The sequence below is a fragment of the Pimelobacter simplex genome (assembly GCF_900114845.1).
GTDB lineage: Bacteria > Actinomycetota > Actinomycetes > Propionibacteriales > Nocardioidaceae > Nocardioides > Nocardioides simplex.
Map to the genome: position 1 here is coordinate 44,206 of NZ_FOUK01000007.1, position 16,939 is coordinate 61,144.

At 73.8% G+C, this 16,939-nt stretch carries 18 protein-coding genes and 1 riboswitch; of the genes, 11 read left to right on the top strand and 7 right to left on the bottom strand.

The genetic code is table 11. From position 1 onward, the window contains the following. Positions 1 to 64 precede the first annotated feature (64 nt). The 5 genes from BM223_RS24460 to BM223_RS24480 all read left to right on the top strand — a co-directional run bounded on the left by BM223_RS24460 (position 65) and on the right by BM223_RS24480 (position 3,453). Positions 65 to 502 carry a DUF6318 family protein gene (locus BM223_RS24460; protein ID WP_235319294.1) on the top strand — a complete coding sequence of 146 codons (438 nt, stop codon included), beginning with the start codon at positions 65 to 67 and terminating at the stop codon, positions 500 to 502. Continuing rightward, positions 499 to 1,248 carry a PKD domain-containing protein gene (locus BM223_RS24465; protein ID WP_141267726.1) on the top strand — a complete coding sequence of 250 codons (750 nt, stop codon included), beginning with the start codon at positions 499 to 501 and terminating at the stop codon, positions 1,246 to 1,248. The genes BM223_RS24460 and BM223_RS24465 overlap by 4 nt, the downstream gene beginning before the upstream one ends. Before the next feature lie 247 nt (positions 1,249 to 1,495). After that, the gene (locus BM223_RS24470; protein ID WP_038679931.1) at positions 1,496 to 1,714 is read left to right on the top strand and encodes a CbtB domain-containing protein; all 219 of its coding nucleotides are present in this window, start codon (positions 1,496 to 1,498) and stop codon (positions 1,712 to 1,714) included. Between the two features lie 12 nt (positions 1,715 to 1,726). After that, entirely contained in the window at positions 1,727 to 2,536 is an 810-nt protein-coding gene (locus BM223_RS24475) for a CbtA family protein (protein ID WP_038679933.1), read from the top strand. Continuing rightward, a complete protein-coding gene (locus BM223_RS24480; RefSeq protein WP_038679935.1) occupies positions 2,533 to 3,453 on the top strand; it encodes a cobalamin biosynthesis protein in 921 nt (306 codons plus the stop codon). The genes BM223_RS24475 and BM223_RS24480 overlap by 4 nt, the downstream gene beginning before the upstream one ends. Here the strand turns inward: BM223_RS24480 and BM223_RS24485 are convergent. Then, the gene (locus BM223_RS24485) at positions 3,440 to 3,814 is read right to left on the bottom strand and encodes a winged helix-turn-helix transcriptional regulator (protein WP_052138797.1); all 375 of its coding nucleotides are present in this window, start codon (positions 3,812 to 3,814) and stop codon (positions 3,440 to 3,442) included. The genes BM223_RS24480 and BM223_RS24485 overlap by 14 nt on opposite strands. 110 nt (positions 3,815 to 3,924) lie before the next feature. On the opposite strand from BM223_RS24485, the gene BM223_RS24490 reads away from it, so the two are divergent. After that, a complete protein-coding gene (locus BM223_RS24490; RefSeq protein ID WP_038679937.1) occupies positions 3,925 to 4,773 on the top strand; it encodes an NmrA family NAD(P)-binding protein in 849 nt (282 codons plus the stop codon). A gap of 41 nt (positions 4,774 to 4,814) precedes the next feature. Further along, entirely contained in the window at positions 4,815 to 5,237 is a 423-nt protein-coding gene (locus BM223_RS24495) for a hypothetical protein (protein ID WP_038679939.1), read from the top strand. On the opposite strand, the gene BM223_RS24500 is transcribed toward BM223_RS24495, so the two are convergent. Genes BM223_RS24500 through cobN form a run of 5 tightly spaced genes read right to left on the bottom strand, consistent with a single transcriptional unit; the run spans position 5,234 to position 12,065 of the window. After that, positions 5,234 to 5,965 (bottom strand): cobalt-precorrin-6A reductase, encoded by a 732-nt coding sequence (locus tag BM223_RS24500; RefSeq protein ID WP_038679941.1) that lies wholly within the window; start codon positions 5,963 to 5,965, stop codon positions 5,234 to 5,236. The two genes, BM223_RS24495 and BM223_RS24500, sit on opposite strands and share 4 nt — an antisense overlap. Further along, positions 5,962 to 7,356, bottom strand: a complete 1,395-nt coding sequence (locus tag BM223_RS24505) for a cobyric acid synthase (RefSeq protein WP_038684730.1) — start codon at positions 7,354 to 7,356, stop codon at positions 5,962 to 5,964. The genes BM223_RS24500 and BM223_RS24505 overlap by 4 nt, the downstream gene beginning before the upstream one ends. Continuing rightward, positions 7,353 to 7,715, bottom strand: coding sequence for a hypothetical protein (locus BM223_RS24510; protein WP_052138798.1), 363 nt, complete (start codon positions 7,713 to 7,715; stop codon positions 7,353 to 7,355). Before BM223_RS24510 ends, BM223_RS24505 begins: the two co-directional genes overlap by 4 nt. Before the next feature lies 1 nt (position 7,716). Next, positions 7,717 to 8,439, bottom strand: a complete 723-nt coding sequence (locus tag BM223_RS24515; RefSeq protein ID WP_038679943.1) for an SAM-dependent methyltransferase — start codon at positions 8,437 to 8,439, stop codon at positions 7,717 to 7,719. After that, positions 8,436 to 12,065: a cobaltochelatase subunit CobN gene (gene cobN, locus BM223_RS24520; RefSeq protein ID WP_038679945.1), complete on the bottom strand. Its 3,630-nt coding sequence runs from the start codon at positions 12,063 to 12,065 to the stop codon at positions 8,436 to 8,438. Before cobN ends, BM223_RS24515 begins: the two co-directional genes overlap by 4 nt. 35 nt (positions 12,066 to 12,100) lie before the next feature. After that, positions 12,101 to 12,227, bottom strand: a riboswitch (cobalamin riboswitch). A 16-nt stretch (positions 12,228 to 12,243) separates the two neighbouring features. Here cobN and BM223_RS24525 point away from each other — a divergent pair. Then, positions 12,244 to 12,792, top strand: coding sequence for a hypothetical protein (locus BM223_RS24525; RefSeq protein WP_141267733.1), 549 nt, complete (start codon positions 12,244 to 12,246; stop codon positions 12,790 to 12,792). Here the strand turns inward: BM223_RS24525 and BM223_RS24530 are convergent. Next, positions 12,759 to 14,312 (bottom strand): AMP-binding protein, encoded by a 1,554-nt coding sequence (locus tag BM223_RS24530; protein WP_038679947.1) that lies wholly within the window; start codon positions 14,310 to 14,312, stop codon positions 12,759 to 12,761. The genes BM223_RS24525 and BM223_RS24530 overlap by 34 nt on opposite strands. 152 nt (positions 14,313 to 14,464) lie before the next feature. On the opposite strand from BM223_RS24530, the gene BM223_RS28695 reads away from it, so the two are divergent. The 3 genes from BM223_RS28695 to BM223_RS24545 are packed head-to-tail and all read left to right on the top strand — an operon-like array spanning position 14,465 to position 16,933. Then, positions 14,465 to 14,827: a hypothetical protein gene (locus BM223_RS28695; protein ID WP_038679950.1), complete on the top strand. Its 363-nt coding sequence runs from the start codon at positions 14,465 to 14,467 to the stop codon at positions 14,825 to 14,827. Continuing rightward, positions 14,817 to 16,274 carry a sensor histidine kinase gene (locus BM223_RS24540; RefSeq protein ID WP_075018754.1) on the top strand — a complete coding sequence of 486 codons (1,458 nt, stop codon included), beginning with the start codon at positions 14,817 to 14,819 and terminating at the stop codon, positions 16,272 to 16,274. The genes BM223_RS28695 and BM223_RS24540 overlap by 11 nt, the downstream gene beginning before the upstream one ends. Beyond that, a complete protein-coding gene (locus BM223_RS24545) occupies positions 16,259 to 16,933 on the top strand; it encodes a response regulator transcription factor (RefSeq protein WP_038679952.1) in 675 nt (224 codons plus the stop codon). Before BM223_RS24540 ends, BM223_RS24545 begins: the two co-directional genes overlap by 16 nt. Positions 16,934 to 16,939 lie beyond the last annotated feature (6 nt).

The following is a 16,939-nucleotide window of genomic DNA, read 5'->3' on the forward strand; positions in this document are numbered from 1 at the left end:
TGGGTCTCCTGAGGTCAGTGTGTCGGGGTCGCCTACGGGGGTGGGTGATCCTTCGCCGGCGTTGATGGTTCCGGTGTTGCCGGGGGCGGCGAAGGAGGCGAGTGAGGAGGGGGCTCGGGCTTTCGTTGGGTACTACTGGGAGTTGGTGAACTACGCGCAGGCGACGGGGGATGTTCGGCGGTTGCGGCGGGTGTCGGGGCCGAGGTGTGCGGCGTGCTCCGACTTCATCTCGCGAGTCCTGGAGCAGTACCAAAGCGGCGGACGGATCGTCGGCGGCACCAACAGCGTCACCATCGACGACCTCAGCGAGGTCACCACCAGCACGGCCTCCGCGTTTGGCTTCAAGGTGACTGCGACGGTCTCCTACGACGCCCAGACGATCGTCGCGCATGACGGCGACCAGGACAAGCGCAGTCCAGGCTCGGATGTCTTCACCGCCTACCTCCTGTGGGTGGAGAGCAAGCGCTGGCGTCTCGATGTGCTGCAGGTTGCACCGCGATGACACCGATGAGTTTCGTGGTCGCGGTCATTCTGACCACCCAACTGCTGTCGAACGACCCATGGCCGTCGCCGACTGCCAACGGAACAGCCTCCAGTGGCAGCCTAATCGTTGAGGTAACCGAACACGCCACGCACACGGGTGGTGGCTCAGCCGGCAGCGCACCGACGCAACAGGAATCCGACGCACCCTCATTCAGTGCGGGCGCTAACGCTTGCGCCGCAGCACAAGCGGTCGTTAACGCAGTCTCCGCCGCGACGGCACCGGTCACCTTCTGCCCAGGCACCACCCCCACCCAACCCACCCTCACCCTCGCCGACATCCGCCGCGCCTTCGCCGAGCTCCCCCTCCCCACCCCGACCCTCGTCATCCAACCCCCCGACAGCGTCACCCTCGTCAACTTCGACACGAACTTCTACACCGCCCACACCGCGCCCCTCACCCGCACGGTCACCCTCCTCGGCCAGCGCGTGACGATCCGGGCGACGCCGGCCGCCTACACCTGGACGTACGGCGACGGCGCGGCCCGGACGACGGCCGATCCCGGCGCGCCGTACCCCGACCTGCGGGTGACGCACCGGTACGAGCGGAAGGGCGTCTACCGGACCCGCCTCGCCATCACGTACGACGGCAGCTACCGCCTCGGGCGGGGCGGTCCGTGGCGGGCGATTCCCGGGAGGGTCACGGTGGCCGGTGCGCCGCAGGGGCTGCGGGCGGTCGAGGCGACGCCCACGCTCGTCGGGTACTGAGGGCGGCGTCGGGGAGGGGCTGGTGTGGGGGGCGGAGTCCACGGAACAACCCGGCACTGCCCAGGGGCCGCGAATTGCCCTAGAGTCCGTACTTGCAGGCTCGAGGAAGCCGGTGAGATTCCGGCACAGTCGCGCTACTGTGACATCGCCTCCGACCTCCGACGTGAGGGCAGAGCGGTGGAGTCAGACCCGAAGGCCTGCCACCTCACCACTACGTCAAGGGACGCAGAATCCCTCAGGAGGATCCATGTCGCAGTCGTCTGCTGCTCCGGTCGCCCCGGCCATCCAGCTCCCCACCGTTCCGCTGCTCCAGCTGGGCACGTGGGTCGTCTTCTTCGGTCTGCTGGCGATGCTGGCGATCTTCTTCGTGAGCGCCGACCAGGGGGCGATCTCGATCCCGGCCGGCAACGCGGTGCACGAGTGGGTGCACGACGCGCGGCACCTCCTCGGCTACCCCTGCCACTGAGCGGCGGGGACGATGTCGAGCACCGTTCCTGGGGAGAAGTCTGCCCTGACGCCGGGGGCGTTCCTGCTGCGCGGCCTCATCGCCGGCCTGGTGGCCGGTCTGTTCACGTTCGCGGTGGCCTTCGCGCTGGGTGAGCCGCACGTGGACGACGCGATCGCGCTCGAGGAGGCCCAGTCGGCCGCCGCGCCGGCGCCTGCGGCCGAGGAGGCCGAGCACGAGGAGCCCGGGATGGTCGAGATCTCCCGGGAGAACCAGAAGAGCTGGGGCCTGCTGACCGGCACCCTCGCGATCGGTACGGCGCTGGGCGGGCTCACCGCGCTCGCGGTGGCCGCCGTCGTGGGCCGGCTGCGAGGCCTGGGCGCCCGCGGGTCGACGGCACTGGTGGCGCTGATCGGGTTCGTCTCGATCGCGCTGGTCCCGTTCCTCAAGTACCCGGCGACGCCGCCGGCCGTCGGCGACCCGGACACCATCAACGGCCGGACCGTGGAGTACTTCGCGATGCTGCTGGTCTCGGTCCTCGCCGCGATCGCAGCGGTCGTGGTCGCGCGCCGCCTGGCGGAGCGCATCGACGGGTTCACGGCGGTCGTCCTGGCGGGTATCGGATACCTGGCCGTCGTCGCCGTGACGGCCGCGCTGCTGCCGACGGTCGACGAGCTGGGCTCCTTCCCGGCCGACACGCTCTGGTACTTCCGCCGCTCCTCGCTGCTCACCCTCGCCACCCTGTGGGGCGTGCTCGGGGTCGTGCTGACGGGCCTCGTCGGGAAGCTGTACGACCGGGCCACCGCGGACGCCGAGCGCCGCGCCCTCGCCGCCAGCCTGTGAGCAGCACCGCCACCGGACTCCTCCTCGGCCTCGCCGCGGACCGCCTCCTCGGCGACCCGCGGCGCGGCCACCCGGTGGCGGGCTTCGGGCGGGTCGCGGCGGCGCTCGAGCGGCGCACCTGGCGCGACCACCGGGCCGCGGGCGTCGTCCACGTGGCGCTGCTCGTCGGCGGGACGGTCGCGCTGGCCCGCGCCCCCGAGCAGGTACGACGTCCCGTCCCGCGCACGCTCCTGACGGCCGCGGCCACCTGGGTGGTCGTGGGCGGCACGTCGCTCGACCGCGAGGCGGCCGCCGTCGGCCGTCACCTCGCCGCCGGCGACCTGCCGGCCGCGCGGGAGCAGCTCACCCACCTGGTCGGGCGCGACACCTCGCAGCTCGACGAGGCAGAGATCGTCCGGGCGACCCTGGAGTCGCTCGCCGAGAACACGTCGGACGCCGTCGTCGCGCCGCTGGTGTGGGGGGCGATCGCCGGGATCCCCGGCCTGCTGGGCTATCGCGCCGCCAACACGCTCGACGCGATGATCGGCCACCGCAGCCCGCGCTACGAGCGGTTCGGGTGGGCAGCGGCCCGGTTCGACGACCTGCTCAACCTGCCGGGCGCCCGGCTGAGCGCCGCGCTCGCCGTCGTCCTCGGCGACGACCCCGCGCGCGCCTGGCGCACGTGGCGCAAGGACGCCGGGGGCCACCCGAGCCCCAATGCGGGCCCGGTGGAGGCGGCGTTCGCGGGTGCGCTCGGCATCCGGCTCGGGGGGACCAACGACTACGGCGGCCGGGTCGAGCACCGCGCCGTGATGGGCGACGGCCCACCGCCCGCGCGGGCGGACCTGGAGCGCGCCCGGGTGCTCGCCCGCCGGATCGGCGTCACGGCGGGACTCATCTGCGCCGCGGGAGCCGCGGCCGGGCTCAGGAGCCGATGATCCCGTCGGCGTTCCGGCCCACCCAGCGCAGCAGCGGCACCAGCACCTCGGCGAGCTCCTCGCCGAGCGGGGTGAGGCTGTAGTCGACCCGCGGCGGCATGACCGGCTGCTGCTCGCGGTGGACCAGACCGTCGGCCTCCAGGGTCTTCAGCGTCTGGGCCAGCATCTTCTCGCTGATCCCCTGGGCCCGGCGGCGCAGGTCGCTCCAGCGCTGGGCGCCGTCGGTGAGCGAGACGAGGACGAGCACGCCCCACTTGCTCATCACGTGGTCGAGCAGGACCCGGCTCGAGCAGGCGGCCGGGAAGACCCCGCCGGGGAACTGCTCGAAGATCGGCAGCTCCGTCGTCGCACTCTCTGTCACGGAAGTACCTTACTTCAAAGTGCGTACTAACCAATGGGAAGTAACTCCCCGACGGGCCGGTTGACGAGGACGTAACCCACCACCGCACGTCCTCCGGAAGGAACCACCTCATGTCTCTCGTCGTCACCGGTGCCACCGGCCACCTCGGCCGCCTCGCCGTCTCCGCGCTGCTCGCGAAGGGTGTCCCCGCCGACCAGGTGCTCGCGCTCGGCCGCGACGAGGAGCGCCTCGCCGGGCTCGCCGCGCTCGGCGTCCGCACCCAGCGCGCCGACTACGGCGACCGGGCGAGCCTCGACGCCGCCTTCGCCGGCGCGGAGCGCGTCCTGTTCGTCTCCGGCAGCGAGGTCGGCAACCGGCTGCCCCAGCACCACAACGTCATCGCCGCCGCGAAGGACGCCGGTGTGCAGCTGCTCGCCTACACGAGCATCGCGAACGCCGACACCGCCGGGCTCACCCTCGCCGTGGAGCACAAGGCCACCGAGGAGGCCATCGTCGCCTCCGGCGTCCCGCACACCTTCCTGCGCAACAGCTGGTACCTGGAGAACTACACCGACCAGCTCCCGACGTACCTCCAGCACGGTGCGGTCCTGGCCGCGGCCGGCGACGGCAAGGTGAGCGCCGCGACCCGCGCGGACTTCGCCGAGGCCGCCGCGAGCGCCCTCCTGGCCGAGCAGCCGGCCGCGGTCTACGAGCTGGGCGGCGCGGGCTTCACCCTCGCCGAGCTCGCCGCGACCGTCTCCGAGGTCACCGGCCAGCAGGTCGCCTACGCCGACGTGCCCGCCGCCGAGCTCGTCGCCACCCTGACCGGCGCCGGCGTGCCGCAGCCGTTCGCCGAGGTCCTCGCGGACGCCGACCTGGGCCTGGCCCGCGGCGACCTGTACGTCGCCCCCACCGACCTGGAGACGCTGCTCGGCCGCCCGGCGACCTCGCTGGCCGACGCCGTCCGCGCCGCGGTCTGAGAGCAGAGGTGCCCGCTGGGCGGGCGTGTCACGATCGGGTCATGACGAACGATGACGAGCACGTCCGTCCCGACGGCGTCGACGACCTGACGGTCGAGGCGCTCGGCAACATCTCCGAGGCGCTGGAGGCGGTCGAGGTCGCCCGGGGGCACCTCTACGCCTTCCACCGGATGAGCGGCACCGCCGACCTCACCCTCGGCAAGGGCGTCGACCAGCTCCGCGAGGCGGGGCACGGCGACCTGGCCGACCGGATCGAGCGCGAGCTGGTCGGGCGCAACGTCCTCCAGGGGCGGTGGACCTTCCAGGTCGTCGAGGAGTACGACGACGGCTACTACGCCACGTTCAAGGAGCTCGAGCAGGTGGCCCGCGACGCCCTCGTCGCGGGCCGCCGGCACCTCTACGAGGCGGAGATGAAGGAGGACCGGCGCACCCACGGCCGGCCCGGCCACGAGCGCCGTCCCTAGCGCGCGGCCAGCCAGGCGACGACCGCGTCGACGTCGGCCACCGTGGTCACGCCCTCGGGCGCCGGCGGCCGGCGGACCACCACCACGGGGATCCCGCGCTCGGCGGCGGCCTCCATCTTGGGCCAGGTGTGGCTGCCGCCGGAGTCCTTGGTGACGAGGACGTCGCGGTCGGCGAGCAGCGCCCGCTCCCCCTCCAGCGTGTAGGGCCCGCGGGAGGTGAGCAGCTCCCAGGCCGACGGCACGTCGAGGTCCGGCGGGTCGACGACCCGGGCGAGCGCCTCGTGGTCGTGCAGCGCCGGCACGAACCGGGCGAGCTCCTGGCGCCCGACCGTCAGGAACGGCCGGGTGCCGAGCTCGCCGGCGACGACCGCGGCCTCCTCGTGGGTGCGCACCCAGATCCACGAGGGCGTGGCCCGCTCCGCCCAGCCGGGCCGCTCGAGCCGCAGCAGCGGTACGCCCGCTGCGGCGCAGGCCGCCGCGGCATTGCGCGAGATGCCCGCCGCGAACGGGTGCGTCGCGTCGACCACGACATCGAAGTCCGCGAGCGCCGCCTGCAGCCCGGGGACTCCCCCGAAGCCGCCGATGCGCACCTCACCGACCGGCAGCCGGGGCCGGGCGACCCGCCCGGCGAGCGACGAGACGACCGGGACGCCGCCGTCGACCAGGCGGGCGGCCAGGGCCCGGGCCTCGCCGGTGCCGCCGAGCAGCAGCACCCGCTTCCCGGTCATCGGGTGAGCTCCAGCAGCGCGTCGAGGTCGAGGTGCTCCTCGACCAGGTCGCCGAGCAGGTCCAGCCGCGCCGCACGGGCCGCGGGGAACGACGCCCCCGACTCCACGCCGAGGGCGGCCCGCAGGTAGGCGTCCCGGGTCGCGTCGTCCTCCAGGCTGCCGTGCACCATCGTGCCGCTGACGTTGCCGGCCGTGGTGGTGCCGGTGATCCGGCCGTGGTGGATCTCGTAGCCGGCCGGCTCGTGCACGACCAGCCGCTTCTCGGGGCCGAACCGGGTGACCAGGTCGAGCAGGCCGAGCCCGTCGACGGCCGCGCCCGCCGCGCCCTCGACGCCGTCGGGATCCTCGATCCGGCGACCGAGCATCTGGCAGCCGCCGCAGATGCCCAGCACCGGGCGACCCGCGGCCGCGTGCCGCTGGATCGCGACGTCGAGACCGCGCTCGCGCAGCCAGGCCAGGTCGGCGAGCGTCGCGCGCGTGCCCGGCAGCACCACGAGATCGGCGTCGCCCAGGCGGGCCGGGTCGGACACGAACTCGACGTCGAGGCCGGGTTCGAGCCCGAGCGCGTCGACGTCGGTGAAGTTGCTGATCCGCGGCAGCCGGACGACGGCCACCTTGCGCACGCCCGCCCCCACCTCGGCGCGGCGCCCAGCCAGGTCGAGCGCGTCCTCGGAGTCGAGCCACAGGTCCGGGTGCCACGGCAGCACGCCGTACGTCGGGCGGCCGGTGCGCTGCTCCAGGTCGGCCAGGCCGGGGCGCAGCAGTTCGACATCGCCGCGGAAGCGGTTGACGACGTATCCCTTGACCAGCGCCTGGTCGGCGGCGTCGAGCAGCATGAGCGTCCCGTACGCCGACGCGAACCAGCCGCCGCGGTCGATGTCGCCGACCACGATGGTCGGGACGTCGCCGTGCCGGGCCAGCCCCATGTTCACGTAGTCGCTGGCGCGCAGATTGATCTCGGCCGGGCTGCCGGCGCCCTCGGCGACGACGAGCTCGAAGCGCGTGCGGAGGTCGTCGAACGCGGCGAACGCCGTCTCCGCCAGGTGCGCGCGGCCGTCCTGCCAGTTGCGCGAGGACACCTCGCCGGCCGGCTGCCCCATCAGCACGACGTGGCTGCGCCGGTCGCTGCCGGGCTTGAGGAGCACCGGGTTCATGGCGACCTCGGGCGTCACGCCGGCCGCGACCGCCTGCACCCACTGGGCGCGGCCGATCTCTCCGGGCGCGCCGTCGGGGCCGGTGACGACCATCGAGTTGTTCGACATGTTCTGCGCCTTGTACGGCGCTACTGCGATCCCGCGCCGTGCGAACGCCCGGCACAGGCCGGTGGTCACCACGCTCTTGCCGGCGTCCGAGGTCATCCCCGCGACGAGCAGGGCCGCGCCGCGGGTCATCCGCGCTTGCCCCGGAAGACGTGGCGCTGCAGTGCGGCGGGCACCGGTCCGCCCTCGCGCACCCAGTCGACGACGGCCTCGGTGGCCGCGCCGGAGAGCACGCCTCCGAGCCAGAAGTCCTTGGGCCGCCGGCCGCCGGGGAACCACGTGAAGTCCCGCACCAGCACGACGTTCGACCGGTCGCACTCGTCGAGGCAGTCGACGACGCGCACCCGCACCCGCGGCCCGCGCCGGCCGGCCCGGTCGTCGAGCGCCTCGATCTCGTCGCGCTGGGCGGCGTGGTCGGCGTCGGGGTGCTTCTTGGTCGTGCCGCAGCAGCAGTCGCGGCAGAGCAGGACGTCGCGCTCGGGCAGGGCCACCTCAGGCCTCCGGTCCGCGGAGCAGGAAGAGGTCCATCACCCAGCCGGCCTCGGCCTTCGCGGCGACCCGCGCGGCCTCGATGTCGGCGACGACGTCACCGACCCGGCCGGCGACGAGCCGCTCGCCGGTGCCGCCGAGGTTGGCGCCCCACCAGATGTGCCAGTCCTCGAAGCCGTCGAGGTCGACGCCGGCGGTGAGCATCACGACGAGGTTGCGCTGGCCCGCGGCGACGTCGCCGCGCAGCCGGCGGGCCGTGGTCACGTGGACCGGCTGGCCGACCTCGTGCAGCACGACCGCGTGCCGGGCGGCCAGGACCTGCGGGGCGCTCACCCCGGGCAGCACGTCGAACGGGACGCCGAGCTCGCCGACGACGCGGATCGTGCCGTCGTAGAGCGACGGGTCGCCCCACACCAGGAACGCGCAGGTGCCGCCGCGCTCCTCGAGCACCGCGCGGTAGGCGGCCAGCCGGGCGGCGTACCAGTCGGCGACGGCGCCCTCGTAGCCCGCGCGGTCGAGACCCGGCGTGCGGTCCCGCTCCGGGTCCCGGACGACGACCAGCTCGACGCCGTGGGCGTCGCACACCGCCCGTCGCGCGTCGAGCAGCGCGTCCTCGTCGCCCTTCTGCACCGCGAGCGCGTAGTCGCACTCCCCCAGAGCCGAGGCGACCTCGGGCGTGACGTGCTGCGGCCCCATCCCGAAGCCGAGGATCCGGACGCGGCTCATCGGTCCTCCAGGTCTCCCTCGACCTCGAGGTAGGCCGCCTGCAGGGCCGCGAGCACCTCGGGGTCGGGCTCGGCCCACAGGCCGCGGTCCTTGGCCTCGTGCAGCCGTTCGACGATGCTGCGCAGCGCCCAGGGGTTCGACTTGCGCAGGAACTCCTGGTTGGTCTCGTCGAGGACGTACTCCTTGGCGAGCGACTCGTACATCCAGTCGTGCACCACCCCGGCGGTCGCGTCGAACCCGAAGAGGTAGTCGACGGTCGCGGCGAGCTCGAAAGCGCCCTTGTAGCCGTGCCGCTGCATCGCGCCGATCCAGCGCGGGTTGACCACGCGGGCGCGGAACACCCGGTTGGTCTCCTCCTGCAGCGTGCGCGTGCGGACCGCGTCGGGCGCGGTCGAGTCGCCGACGTACGCCTTCGGGTCGGCGCCGGTGAGCGCGCGGACCGTGGCGACCATCCCGCCGTGGTACTGGAAGTAGTCGTCGCTGTCGGCGATGTCGTGCTCGCGGGTGTCGATGTTCTTGGCAGCGACCTTGATCCGCTTGTAGTTGGCGCGCATGTCGTCGGCAGCCGGGACGCCGTCGAGCCCGCGGCCGTAGGCGAACCCGCCCCAGGCGGTGTAGACCTCGGCCAGGTCGGCGTCGTCGCGCCAGGAGCCCGACTCGACGGCCTGCAGGATGCCGGCGCCGTAGGAGCCCGGCTTGGAGCCGAAGATCCGGGTGGTGGCGCGGCGCTCGTCGCCGTGCTCGGCGACATCGGCCTGGGCGTGCGCGCGGACGAAGTTCACGTCGAGCGGCTCGTCGAGGGCGGCCACCAGCTGCACGGCGTCGTCCAGCATGGCGACGACGTGGGGGAAGGCGTCGCGGAAGAAGCCGGAGATCCGCACGGTGACGTCGATCCGGGGACGGCCGAGCTCCTCGAGGGGGATGACCGTCAGCGAGTGGACCCGCTTGGACGCCTCGTCCCACTCGGGCCGGACGCCGAGCAGGGCGAGCACCTCGGCGATGTCGTCGCCCGAGGTGCGCATCGCGGACGTGCCCCAGACGGAGAGCCCGACCGACTCCGGGTAGCGGCCCTCGTCCTCGAGGTAGCGCGCGACCAGCGACTCCGCCATCGCCTGGCCGGTCTGCCAGGCCAGCCGGGACGGCACCGCACGCGGGTCGACGGTGTAGAAGTTGCGGCCGGTCGGCAGCACGTTGACCAGGCCGCGCAGCGGCGAGCCGGACGGTCCGGCCGGGACGTAGCCGCCGGCCAGCGCGTGCAGGGTGTGGTCGAGCTCGTCCGTCGTCCGGGCCAGGCGCGGGACGACCTGGGTGGCCGCGAACGCCAGCACCTGCCGCACCTGCGGGTCGGTGTGGAGCTCGTCGACGCGGGCCGGGTCCCAGCCGGACTTCTCCATCGCCTCGACCAGCTCGCGCGCCTCGGCCTCGACCCGGTCGACCTCGGTGGTCGGCGCCTCCGGCGCGAGACCGAGCGCGGCCCGCAGCCCCGGGACGGCGTGCGACTGGCCGCCCCAGACCTGGGCGGCGCGCAGGATGGCGAGCACCAGGTTGACCCGGGCCTCCCCCTCGGGCGCCTGGCCCAGGACGTGCAGCCCGTCGCGGATCTGGACGTCCTTGATCTCGCACAGCCAGCCGTCGACGTGGAGCAGGAAGTCGTCGAAGTCGTCGTCCTCGGGCTTCTCGTCGAGGCCGAGGTCGCGGTGCAGCTCGGCCGCGTGCATGAGCTGCCAGATCTCGCCGCGGATCGCGGCCAGCTTGGCCGGGTCCATCGCGGAGATCTTGTCGTACTCCTCGAGCAGGCCCTCGAGCCGCGCGATGTCGCCATAGCTCTCGGCGCGCGCCATCGGCGGCACCAGGTGGTCGACGATCGTCGCGTGCGCGCGGCGCTTGGCCTGCGCGCCCTCGCCGGGGTCGTTGACGAGGAACGGGTAGATCAGCGGCAGGTTGCCGATCGCCGCGTCGGTGCCGCAGGACGCCGACAGCGCGGCGTTCTTGCCCGGCAGCCACTCCATCGAGCCGTGCTTGCCGAGGTGGACGACGGCGTGCGCGCCGAAGCCGTGCTGCACCCAGCGGTACGCCGCCAGGTAGTGGTGGGACGGCGCCAGGTCGGGGTCGTGGTAGATCGCGACCGGGTTCTCGCCGAACCCGCGGGGCGGCTGGATCATCAGCACGACATTGCCCGCCTGGAGCGTGGCGAGCACGATCTCGTTGCTGTCGTTGACGAAGAGCGTGCCCGGCGACTCGCCCCACGCCTCGACCATGTCGCCGCGCAGGTCCGCGGGGAGGTCGGCGGTCCAGGCGTCGTAGTCGGCCTTGGTGATGCGCACGTGCGCGTCGGTGAGCTGCCCGGAGGTCAGCCACTCCTCGTCCTGGCCACCGGCCGCGATGAGCGCGTGGATCAGGGTGTCGCCGGCGACGGTGTCGTCGTCGAGGTCGAGGACGCCGAAGCCGTCGCCGACGTCGTAGCCCGCGTCGCGCAGCCGGCGCAGCATCCGGACCGCCGACACCGGGGTGTCGAGGCCGACGGCGTTGCCGATCCGCGAGTGCTTCGTCGGGTAGGCGCTGAGCATGAGCGCGATCCGCTTGTCGGCGTTGGGCACGTGGCGCAGCCGCGCGTAGCTGACTGCCAGGCCCGCGACGCGCGCGGCGCGCTCCGGGTCGGCGACGTACGACGGCAGGCCGGCCGGGTCGTCGGGGTCGATCTCCTTGAACGAGAACGGGGCGGTGCTGATCCGGCCGTCGAACTCGGGGATCGCCACCTGGTTGGCGTAGTCGAGCGGCGAGACGCCGTCGTCGGAGGCCTCCCACTCGGCCCGGCTGCTGGTCAGGCAGAGCCCCTGCAGGACGGGGATGTCGAGGGCGGCCATCCGCTCGACGTCCCAGGTCTCGTCGTCACCGCCGGCGCTCGCACCGGCCGGGACGCTGCCGCCCGCGGCGAGCACCGTGACGACCAGCGCGTCGAGCTCGCCGAGCGCGGTGAACAGCTCGTCCGGCGCGGCGCGCAGCGAGCCCGCGAAGACCGGGACGCCGACCGCCTGGCCGGTCGCGTCGATCGCGTCGCAGAGCGCGTGCACGAAGGCGGTGTTCCCGCTCGCCTGGTGGGCGCGGTAGAAGAGCACGCCGACCTTCGCCCGTCGTACCGGACAATTTGGTCCCGTTTCGGGCGAATTCACGACCATTTCGTCCGGTACGACGGTGGGCCGCTCGACCAGGCCCCAGGCCGGGATCACCTCCGGCGGCTCGAAGCCCTCACCGGTGAGCAGCACCGTGTCGGAGAGGAAGGCGTGCAGCTGGGCCAGGTTCCGCGGGCCGCCCTCGGCCAGGTAGCGGTGCGCCTCCGCGGCGAGGCCGACCGGGACCGTCGAGGTCTCCATCAGCTCCGCGCTCGGCGTCTGCTCGCCGCCGAGCACCACGAGCGGGCGCCCGGTGGCCCGCAGCGCGGCCAGCTCGCCGTCGTACTGCTGGGGGGAGCCGAGCAGCCGGACGACGACCAGGTCGCTCTCCCCGGCCAGCGCGACGAGCCCGTCGAGCGCCGAGCGGTTCGGGTTGGCCCAGCGGTAGTCGGCGCCACTCGCCCGCGCGGAGAGCAGGTCGGTGTCGGACGTGGACAGCAGTGCGATGCGCGCCATGACGCTCAAGGCCTCCTCGGGGTTCTCGCCCCTCATCGGTAGGTGTGTCCGCGGCCAGTGTCTGGCTGCCCGGCAGCGCCCTCGCGGAGGCTGACAGGATCACAGTGGCGGAACCGCCCCGGTCTCACACCGGGTTCCTGGGCCGCGGACCTGTGGGGAGTCAGCCTACGGTGGGGTCGTGACTTCCCCGCAGGCGCCTGGTCTCAATGTGGCCGTGCACGGCCACCCCAACCTGGACACCCTCCTGCTCTGGCACCCCGCGGTCCGCACCGACGCCGACGCCGTCGGCGCGCTGGCGAGCCGGATCGCCACCCGCAGCGGCGTCCGGGTCGTCGTCCCGACCTGGGAGGACGGGCGCGACCTGCTGCGCTCGGTGCGCTACGCCCGCGGCTCGGCGGTGCACCCGCCGGACCAGGTCGCCGTGGTCGGGTACGGCGAGGCCGGCGTCGCCGCGCTGAGCCTGGCCCAGCACCAGCGGCGGCTCGGGATCGGCCTGCGCCGGGTGACGTGCGTCGACGGCGCGGGCGACCTGGTCGACCCGATCAGCGGGCAGCCGCTGGGGGCGCCGTCCGCGCGGCCGGACGCGGTGGCGACCGAGGTCGACGTCGTCGCGTCGGGTGCGGGCGACTGGGCTGCGACGACGGTGACGGCGTGGCAGGCCGCGGGATGGGCCGCCACGCTCGTCCCGGCGGATCAGTTCACCTGGCGGGTGAGCCCCTCCCAGTAGGGCGCGCGCAGCTTGAACTTCTGCAGCTTGCCGGTCGCCGTCCGGGCCAGCTCGTCGCGGAACTCCACCGACGTCGGGGCCTTGTAGCCGGCGAGGCGGTCCTTGCACCAGCGGATCAGCTCGGCCTCCATCTCGGGGCCGGCGGTCGCGTCGGCGGTCAGCACGACGAGCGCCTTGATCGTCTCGCCCCACTTCTCGCTCGGGACGCCGATCACCGCGACCTCGGCGACGGCCGGGTGCGAGAAGAGCGTGTCCTCGACCTCGATCGAGGTGACGTTCTCGCCGCCGGTGATGATGACGTCCTTCTTGCGGTCGGCGATGGTGAGGTAGCCGTCGTCGCCGACGAAGCCGCCGTCGCCGGTGTGGAACCAGCCGTCCTTCAGCGCGGCGGCCGACTCCTCGGGCTGCTCCCAGTAGCCCTCGAGGATGACGTTGGAGCGGGCGAGCACCTCGCCGGCGCCCTCGTCGGACTCGTCGATCGCGAGCCGGACGCCGAGCGCCGGGGCGCCGGCCCGGGTGAGCCGGGTGGCGCGCTCCTCGGCGGAGAGGTCGTCCCACTCGGCCCGGGTGCGGTTGATGGTGAGCAGCGGCGAGGTCTCGGTGAGGCCGTAGATCTGGATGAACTCCCAGCCCAGCTCCTCCTGGACCCGGATCACCGTCTTCGTCGGCGGCGGGGCGCCCGCCATGATGATCCGCACCTTGTCGCGCCCGGGGATCTCGCCCTCCCAGCTCTGCGCCGCCTCGAGGACGGCGGCCGCGACCGCCGGCGCCGCGCACATCACGGTGACCCCGTGGTCGCGGACCCGGCGCAGGATCTCGGCGCCGTCGACCTTGCGCAGGATGATGTGCTGCGCCCCGACGCCGGTCATGGCGAACGGCATCCCCCAGCCGTTGGCGTGGAACTGCGGGAGGGTGTGCAGGTAGACGTCGCGGTCGCTGATCGCGGCGTGCAGGCCGAAGGTCACCGCGTTGACCCAGATGTTGCGGTGCGTGATCTGGACGCCCTTGGGCCGCGCGGTGGTGCCCGAGGTGTAGTTGATCGTGGCGGTCGCGCCCTCGTCGTAGGCCCACGGCGCGGGCTCGGTGCCGGGCGCGGCGTAGAGGGCGTCGTCGTCGCCGAGGACGTACTTCTGCTCGCAGGTGACCCCGGCGAGCGACTCCTCGAGCTCGGGGTCGACGTAGAGGACCCGGGCACCGGAGTGCTCGACGATGTACTGCACCTCGTCGGGGCTCAGCCGGAAGTTGACCGGCACCAGCACCCGGCCCCAGCCGCTGACCCCGAAGAACGACGTGAGCAGCCGGCTGCTGTTGTGGCTGACGACGGCGACCCGCTCACCCACCCCGATGCCGAGCTCGTCGAGCTTGGCGGCCTGGCGCCGGGCCAGCTCGCCGATCTGGGCGTAGGTGAGCTCGCCCTGGCTGGCGGCGGGCTGGGTCGGCTCGTCGACGACGCCCACCCGCTCGCCGTACACCTGGACGGCGCGGTCGAGGAAGTCGTTGACGCTGAAGGGGACGAACACGCGGGGGCCTCCTGTTGCACGGGTGTGACACCGACCACCCTAGGCCCGTCGTCCAGCGGTGCGCCCCCTCCAAAGAGGTGAGCAGCGGCAGATGAGAGTCCTCTCATCCGGCTCTCACCGGAGGCCCACCTTGCGGCAGGATGATCCGGGTCATGGGACGTGTCGGGAAGGTGCTGCTGCCGCTCGCGCTGCTGCTCGCGATCACGGGCTTCGCGGCGGGGGCGGTCGTCGCCGCGGGCGCGGACGACGACCCGCCGGCCCGGCCGCCGGTCGAGCTGCCCGCGGTGCCGACCACCCCGACCTCCCCCACGACACCCACCGCGCCGCCCACGAGGACGCCGGCCGCGCCCCCGACCAGCGACGACGTGATCCGGCCGCAGCCGGACCTCGACGACGATGACGACCGCGACGACGACCGCGACGACCGCCGGGGCCGCGACCGCGGCAGCGACGACGACCGGGACCGGGACGACCGGGACGACCGGGACGACCACGACGAGCCCGATGACGACTGAGCGTCGCCCCGGTCTGTCGGTCCGCACCCGGCTCACCGCCGCCGTCGCCCTCCTCGTCACCGTCGCGCTCGCCGGCGCGGGCCTGATCGTCTACTGGGTCGAGAGCCGCTCGCTGGACGAGGCCACGCAGCGGGGCGTGGAGCAGGAGCTCGACGAGTTCGTCGCGCTGCAGCGCAGCGGCGACTTCGCGTCGGTGCGCGACCTGCTCAGCGGGTTCCTCCAGCGCAACGTGCCCGACGAGGACGAGCTGCTCGTCGGCTGGGTCGGGGACGGCACGATCGTGCGCTTCCCCGACGACCCGCTGGTGCGCGACCGGCGCTTCCTCGACGCGGTCACGCCGCTGGTCACCGACGGCGGGACGGCGTACCTGGACACCGATCGGGGCGAGGTCCGGATCACCAGCCAGCCGGTCAGCCAGGGCAGCCAGCGCGGCGCGCTGCTCGTCGTCACCTACCTGGACGAGGAGCGCGGCGAGCTGCTGCGCACCATGCGCACCTACGCCGTCGTCGGTCTGCTGTCCGCGGTGCTCGTCACCGCCGTCGCCGCCTGGCAGTCGGGCCGGCTGCTTCGCCCGCTGCGCGCCCTGCGCCTGGCGACCGAGCGGACGAGCGCCGCCGACCTGTCCCGGCGCCTGCCCGAGCGCGGCAACGACGACATCACCGCACTCACCCGCACCGTCAACGGCATGCTCGACCGGCTCGAGCACGCGTTCGCCGGCCAGCGGCAGTTCCTCGACGACGCCGGGCACGAGCTGCGCACGCCGCTGACGGTGCTGCGCGGGCACCTCGAGCTGCTCGACGCCGGCGACCCGGCCGAGGTCGCCGAGACCCGCGACCTCCTCCTCGACGAGGTCGACCGGATGGCCCGGCTGGTCGGCGAGCTGATCCTCCTCGCCAAGAGCGACCGGCCCGACTTCCTCTCCCCCGCGACCACCGACGTCGCCGCCCTGCTCGCCGCCGTCGTCACCAAGGCGCGGGGGCTCGGCGACCGCGACTGGGCGCTCGCGCTCGCCGACGGCCTGCCGGACGACCTCGTCCTCGACGCCCAGCGGATCACCCAGGCGCTCCTCGCGCTCGCCGACAACGCGGTCAAGCACACCGGACCGGGGGCGCGGATCGAGATCGGCGCGGCCGTCGTCGGGTCGACGCTGCGCTGCTGGGTCCACGACGCCGGTCCGGGCGTGGCCCCCGACGACCGGGAGCGGATCTTCCAGCGGTTCGGCCGGGCCGCCGTCCCGGACGGAGACGAGGGGTTCGGGCTCGGGCTCTCGATCGTCGCGGCCATCGCCGAGGCGCACGGCGGCCGCGCGTACGTCGACCCGGCCCCCGCGCGCGGCGCCCGCTTCGTCGTCGACCTGCCCGCCGTCCGCGCCGCCACCACCGAGCGGCCGCCGCCCACCGCCACCACCAGCGCCACCACCGAGGAGCACCCGTGGCCCGCATCCTGATCGTGGAGGACGAGGAGCGGATCGCGTCCTTCGTCGCCAAGGGCCTGCGCGCCGAGGGCCACCAGACCACCGTCGCCGGGGACGGCCTGACCGGCCTCGACCACGCGCTGTCCGGTGACTTCGACCTGCTCGTCCTCGACATCGGCCTGCCCCGGCTCGACGGCTTCGCGGTCCTCGACCAGCTGCGCGCCCAGGGCTCGCGGATGCCGGTCATCGTCCTCACCGCCCGCGACTCGGTCACCGACACCGTCACCGCGCTCGAGGGCGGCGCCGACGACTACATGCCCAAGCCGTTCCGGTTCGCCGAGCTCAACGCCCGGGTCAAGCTGCGCCTGCGCCGTCTCGCCCCGGCCGACGGCGGCGCGGAGGCCCTCGACCACCTGACCACCGGCAGCGTCCGCCTCGACCTGCGCACCCGCCGCGCCACCGTGGCCGGGCGCGAGGTCGAGCTGTCCGCGCGGGAGTTCGCGCTCGCGGAGATCTTCCTGCGCCATCCCGGCCAGGTGCTCTCCCGCGAGCAGCTGCTCGACCACGTGTGGGGCCTCGACTTCGACCCGGGCTCCAACGTGGTCGACGTGTACGTCGGCTACCTGCGCCGCAAGCTCGGCGCCGACACGATCGCGACCGTGCGCGGGATGGGCTACCGGCTCGACCGCTAGCCCGCC

Coding starts and splice junctions, on each gene's coding strand:
- BM223_RS24460 (WP_235319294.1), top strand. CDS start 65: ATGGTTCCGGTGTTGCCGGGGGCGGCGAAGGAGGCGAGTGAGGAGGGG.
- BM223_RS24465 (WP_141267726.1), top strand. CDS start 499: ATGACACCGATGAGTTTCGTGGTCGCGGTCATTCTGACCACCCAACTG.
- BM223_RS24470 (WP_038679931.1), top strand. CDS start 1,496: ATGTCGCAGTCGTCTGCTGCTCCGGTCGCCCCGGCCATCCAGCTCCCC.
- BM223_RS24475 (WP_038679933.1), top strand. CDS start 1,727: ATGTCGAGCACCGTTCCTGGGGAGAAGTCTGCCCTGACGCCGGGGGCG.
- BM223_RS24490 (WP_038679937.1), top strand. CDS start 3,925: ATGTCTCTCGTCGTCACCGGTGCCACCGGCCACCTCGGCCGCCTCGCC.
- BM223_RS24495 (WP_038679939.1), top strand. CDS start 4,815: ATGACGAACGATGACGAGCACGTCCGTCCCGACGGCGTCGACGACCTG.
- BM223_RS24500 (WP_038679941.1), bottom strand. CDS start 5,965: ATGACCGGGAAGCGGGTGCTGCTGCTCGGCGGCACCGGCGAGGCCCGG.
- BM223_RS24505 (WP_038684730.1), bottom strand. CDS start 7,356: ATGACCCGCGGCGCGGCCCTGCTCGTCGCGGGGATGACCTCGGACGCC.
- BM223_RS24515 (WP_038679943.1), bottom strand. CDS start 8,439: ATGAGCCGCGTCCGGATCCTCGGCTTCGGGATGGGGCCGCAGCACGTC.
- cobN (WP_038679945.1), bottom strand. CDS start 12,065: ATGGCGCGCATCGCACTGCTGTCCACGTCCGACACCGACCTGCTCTCC.
- BM223_RS28695 (WP_038679950.1), top strand. CDS start 14,465: ATGGGACGTGTCGGGAAGGTGCTGCTGCCGCTCGCGCTGCTGCTCGCG.
- BM223_RS24540 (WP_075018754.1), top strand. CDS start 14,817: ATGACGACTGAGCGTCGCCCCGGTCTGTCGGTCCGCACCCGGCTCACC.